We start from the raw sequence: 4,905 nt of genomic DNA on the forward strand, positions 1-4,905 counted from the left end.
GGGTGGCGGAGGCTAGCTCGGTGCCCTACCCGGGGCGACACTCTCGTGCCGCAAGCTCGACTGCCGCCGCCAGATGAGCACGGCCAGGAACCCGGGGAAGAGGAAGATGTAGAGGGGGAAGGCCCAGTCGGCGAAGGTCCAGCGCTGGATGGTGAGCAGTGTGACTGCGCCGCCCAGGGAAACCAACACGAAGAACAACGGGTTCTCGGTGTGCGGATGGGTGATCGTCTTTCGCACCGTCGGGATCGCCGCGACTGCGTCGGCGGCGATGCTGAGAACGATGGCGACTACCGCTGAGTCGGTGATGACCCACATCGCGATCGCAAGCCCGGACAGTCCACCGCAGGCCCAGTCCAGGACCCCGAGCTTCCAGTAGGCCGCCTTGGTCGCATATGAGGCGATGACCACCAGTAGTGGTCCCAGTGCGATGCCGAAGGTCATCAGTGAGCGCAGGCCCACACCCTGGGCAAGCTCGGCTGCGAAGACCACAGCGGGGGCGATCGCCCACAAGAGCCACGACGCCCGGTTGGGGCGGACTTGGCCGGCGAAGATCATGGTGATGTAGTGCGCCGTGCCGCCCAGGTTCAGCAGCAGGGTCAGGTAGACGAACCGCTCGTCGAGCATGCGACCTCCTCGTCACCCTCCAGCCGACGGCAGTTTGTCACGCCGAACGGATGGCCCGCGGGTTCGGTCCGCCCCCTCCGCCTGTACACGCTTGGACCTGAGTCTTCTCGAGACTCAGGTCCAAGCATCGTTGTCGGTGGCCCCTGTTCTCATGGGCCCAGGACACACGAGCGACCATCGGGGAGATGGGATGGAGATCGAGGAGCAGGACGCGGCACCCGTTGATTCGGATGGGATCTCGGGGTTGATCCGGCGCGTACGCCGTCTGGCGAAGCTGTCGCAGCGGGAGTTGGCGCATCACCTGGGTGTCTCGCAGTCGGCAGTTGCCAAGTGGGAGACCGGGCGGACATCGCCGTCGGCGCTCATGTTGGCGCGGGTGCTGCGGGTCGCCGAGCTGGCCCTGGCCGCGGTCCGGGCCGACGGTGAGCGGGTGACGCCGATGAAGGTCGTCGCGGCCAGGGATGCGGCGGGTCGCCGCTATCCGGCGCACACGTTCGTGTGGGCGGAGGGGTGGTGGGTGCCGGAGGGGGCGGAGTCGACGGCATGGTTCAGCCAGATCCTGCTTCGGTCCGAGATGCTGGAGCTGCCGAGGGTTCGCTACAGCCGGTGGTGGCAGCACTACGGTCGTTCGCCGAGTCTGGCCGATGTCGATGACCATCCGACCTGGGATGAGCTGGTGGCCGAGGCCAGAGAGGGCTGGCTGCCGGCTCGCCGCCAGCTCACGTCGATCCCGGAATGGGCGTGGCAGGACTCGAGGAAGTCCCGCAATCGGCGACCCGAGGACTTTCGAGCCTGGGCGCGGGTGGTGAGCACGCCGCGCAGCCGACATCTCGCCCTCGTGCCGACGACCAGACGTGGCTAGCGTCTGTGAGCATGACGACGAACGGCATCGAGGTCGGTACGCCACCCAGCGGAGCAGGTTGCGTGGAGTGCGACGAGGAAGGCGGCTGGTGGGTGCACCTCCGACGCTGCGCGCTGTGCGGACATGTCGGGTGTTGTGACTCGTCGCCGGGCCAGCACGCGACGGCGCACTTCCGCGACACGGGCCATCGCGTGATCCAGTCCTACGAGCCGGGGGAGTCCTGGTTCTGGGACTACGAGCAGGAGAAGGGGGTGCTCGGACCGGAGTTGGCGCCACCGACGGCCCATCCGGACGACCAGCCGACCCCGGGACCAGCAGGACGGGTGCCCGTCGACTGGCGCGACCGCGTCAACCAGTAGCCGCGCACGGCGACCATCATGTATCTTGACATCAAGACAAACGACGATGTGACGCCGGCCCGGGTTTAGGGTCGCCTTGCTTCCCCGGGTTCACCCGGCGACGGCAAGATGGGCCGCACACGGCTCAGCGATCCACGAGACAACTCAGGAGATGTGGCGAATGGCCAGTCAGGACAGCTTCGGCGCCAAGAGCACCCTCGACGTGGACGGCAAGTCCTACGAGATCTTCCGGCTGGACAAGGTGGTGGGCGACGGGCTCGACGTCGACTCGCTGCCGTTCAGCCTCAAGGTGCTCCTGGAGAACCTTCTCCGCACCGAGGACGGCGCGGACATCACCGCCGACGACATCTCGGCGCTCGCGGGCTGGGACGAGACCGCTGAGCCCGACAAGGAGATCCAGTTCACGCCGGCGCGCGTGATCATGCAGGACTTCACCGGCGTCCCCTGCGTCGTCGACCTCGCCACGATGCGCGAGGCCATGGCCGAGCTCGGCGGTGACGCGACCAAGATCAACCCGCTCGCGCCGGCCGAGATGGTCATCGACCACTCGGTCATCGCCGACGTCTTCGGCACCCCCGACGCGTTCGAGCGAAATGTCGAGATCGAGTACGAGCGCAACCGCGAGCGCTACCAGTTCCTGCGCTGGGGCCAGGGCGCCTTCGACGACTTCAAGGTCGTCCCGCCCGGCACCGGCATCGTGCACCAGGTCAACATCGAGCACCTCGCCCGCACCGTGTTCACGCGCGAGGTCGACGGTGAGCTGCAGGCCTACCCCGACACCTGCGTCGGCACCGACTCCCACACCACCATGGTCAACGGCATCGGCGTCGTGGGCTGGGGTGTGGGCGGCATCGAGGCCGAGGCCGCCATGCTCGGCCAGCCGGTCTCCATGCTGATCCCGCGCGTGGTCGGCTTCAAGCTCAACGGCGACCTGCCCGAGGGTGCGACCGCCACCGACCTGGTGCTGACGATCACCGAGATGCTGCGCAAGCACGGCGTCGTCGGCAAGTTCGTCGAGTTCTACGGACCCGGTGTCTCGGCGCTGCCGCTGGCCAACCGCGCCACGATCGGCAACATGAGCCCCGAGTTCGGCTCGACCATCGCGGTCTTCCCGATCGACCAGCAGACCATCGACTACCTGCGCCTGACCGGGCGCCCCGAGGAGCAGCTCGCGCTCGTCGAGGCCTACGCCAAGGAACAGGGGCTGTGGCACGACCCGAGTGCCGAGCCGCGCTACTCCGAGAAGCTCGAGCTCGACGTCTCCACCGTCGTTCCGAGCATCGCCGGCCCGAAGCGTCCGCAGGACCGCGTCGAGGTCTCCCGGGCGCAGGAGAGCTTCCAGACCGCGCTGGCCGACTACACCGACAACAAGGACGCCAAGGCGACCATCAGCCTCGACGGCCAGGAGTTCGAGATCGGCCACGGCGCCGTCACCATCGCGGCGATCACGTCCTGCACCAACACCTCCAACCCGAGCGTGATGATCGGTGCGGCGCTGCTGGCCAAGAAGGCGGTGGAGAAGGGTCTCTCGCGCAAGCCGTGGGTCAAGACCACGCTCGCGCCCGGCTCCAAGGTGGTCAGTGACTACTACGAGAAGTCCGGCCTGACGCCGTACCTCGACAAGCTCGGCTTCAACCTCGTCGGCTACGGCTGCACGACCTGCATCGGCAACTCCGGCCCCCTCATCCCCGAGGTCTCGGCCGCGGTCAACGAGGCAGACCTCGCCGTCACCAGCGTGCTGTCGGGCAACCGCAACTTCGAGGGTCGGATCAACCCCGACGTGAAGATGAACTACCTCGCGTCGCCCCCGTTGGTGGTCGCATACGCGATCGCCGGGACGATGGACGTCGACCTCTACGGAGACCCGCTCGGCCAGGACCAGGACGGCAACGACGTCTTCCTCAAGGACATCTGGCCCAGCCCGACGGAGATCGAGGAGACCATCGCGCGAGCGATCAACTCCGACATGTTCGACGAGTCCTACAAGGACGTCTTCGCCGGCGACGAGCGCTGGCAGTCGCTTCAGACGCCCGAGGGCAACACGTTCGCGTGGGACGAGGACTCCACCTACGTGCGCCGCCCTCCGTACTTCGACGGGATGCCCGACGAGCCGGCCCCGGTCGAGGACATCAGCGGTGCGCGGGTGCTGCTCAAGCTGGGCGACTCGGTCACGACCGACCACATCAGCCCGGCCGGTGCGATCAAGAAGGACAGCCCCGCTGGTCGCTACCTCGCCGAGCACGGCGTCGAGCAGCGTGACTTCAACTCCTACGGCTCGCGCCGAGGCAACCACGAAGTCATGATCCGCGGCACGTTCGCCAACATCCGCCTGCGCAACCAGCTCGCGCCCGGCACCGAGGGCGGCGTCACGCGCGACTTCACCGCCGGTGGCGAAGTGACCAGCGTCTACGAGGCGTCCGAGCACTACGTCGCGGCGGGCATCGCGCTGGTGGTCCTGTCCGGCAAGGAGTACGGCTCCGGCTCGTCGCGCGACTGGGCAGCCAAGGGCACCTCGCTGCTCGGGGTCAAGGCCGTGATCGCCGAGTCCTACGAGCGCATCCACCGCTCCAACCTGATCGGCATGGGCGTCATCCCGCTGCAGTACCCCGCAGGTCAGAACGCCGAGTCGCTCGGTCTCACCGGCGAGGAGGAGTTCTCGATCTCCGGGATCACCGCCCTCAACGACGGCACCACGCCGAAGACCGTCAAGGTCACCGCGGCTGCAGTGGATGGGCAGAGTGTCTCGTTCGACGCGGTCGTGCGCATCGACACCCCGGGCGAGGCCAACTACTACCGCAACGGCGGGATCATGCAGTACGTCCTGCGCAACCTGCTCAAGGCCTGAGCCGATGATCGTTGCGTTCAGCATCAGCCCCCTGTCCGGTGACGAGACCGGCTCGGTGACCGAGGCCGTCGCGGCCGCGGTCCGGGTTGTCCGTGAGTCCGGTCTGCCCAACGAGACGAACGCGATGTTCACCAACATCGAGGGGGAGTGGGACGAGGTGATGGCGGTCGTGAAGCGCGCCGTCGAGGTGGTCGCCGAGGTGTCGCCCCGGGTCG

Annotated in this window: 5 protein-coding genes; 4 read left to right on the top strand and 1 reads right to left on the bottom strand. The window is 67.6% G+C overall.

All coding sequences use genetic code 11. The features are described 5' to 3' along the window. Window positions 1–12 precede the first annotated feature (12 nt). Window positions 13–624: a hypothetical protein gene (locus tag RMO85_RS07115; RefSeq protein WP_310527993.1), complete on the bottom strand. Its 612-nt coding sequence runs from the start codon at window positions 622–624 to the stop codon at window positions 13–15. 190 nt (window positions 625–814) lie between these two features. Here RMO85_RS07115 and RMO85_RS07120 point away from each other — a divergent pair, with 190 nt between their 5' ends. The 4 genes from RMO85_RS07120 to RMO85_RS07135 all read left to right on the top strand — a co-directional run. Beyond that, on the top strand, window positions 815–1,486 hold the full coding sequence (locus RMO85_RS07120; protein ID WP_310527994.1) for a helix-turn-helix transcriptional regulator: 672 nt from the start codon (window positions 815–817) through the stop codon (window positions 1,484–1,486). A gap of 11 nt (window positions 1,487–1,497) precedes the next feature. Then, window positions 1,498–1,845, top strand: a complete 348-nt coding sequence (locus RMO85_RS07125) for a UBP-type zinc finger domain-containing protein (protein ID WP_310527996.1) — start codon at window positions 1,498–1,500, stop codon at window positions 1,843–1,845. A gap of 160 nt (window positions 1,846–2,005) precedes the next feature. Beyond that, entirely contained in the window at window positions 2,006–4,690 is a 2,685-nt protein-coding gene (acnA, locus tag RMO85_RS07130) for an aconitate hydratase AcnA (RefSeq protein ID WP_310527997.1), read from the top strand. Window positions 4,691–4,694: 4 nt separating this feature from the next. Continuing rightward, window positions 4,695–4,905 (top strand): thiamine-binding protein (locus RMO85_RS07135; protein WP_310527998.1); only part of this gene is annotated, 211 nt, incomplete at its 3' end.

The sequence above is a fragment of the Nocardioides sp. genome (genome assembly GCF_031422975.1).
Lineage (GTDB): Bacteria > Actinomycetota > Actinomycetes > Propionibacteriales > Nocardioidaceae > Nocardioides.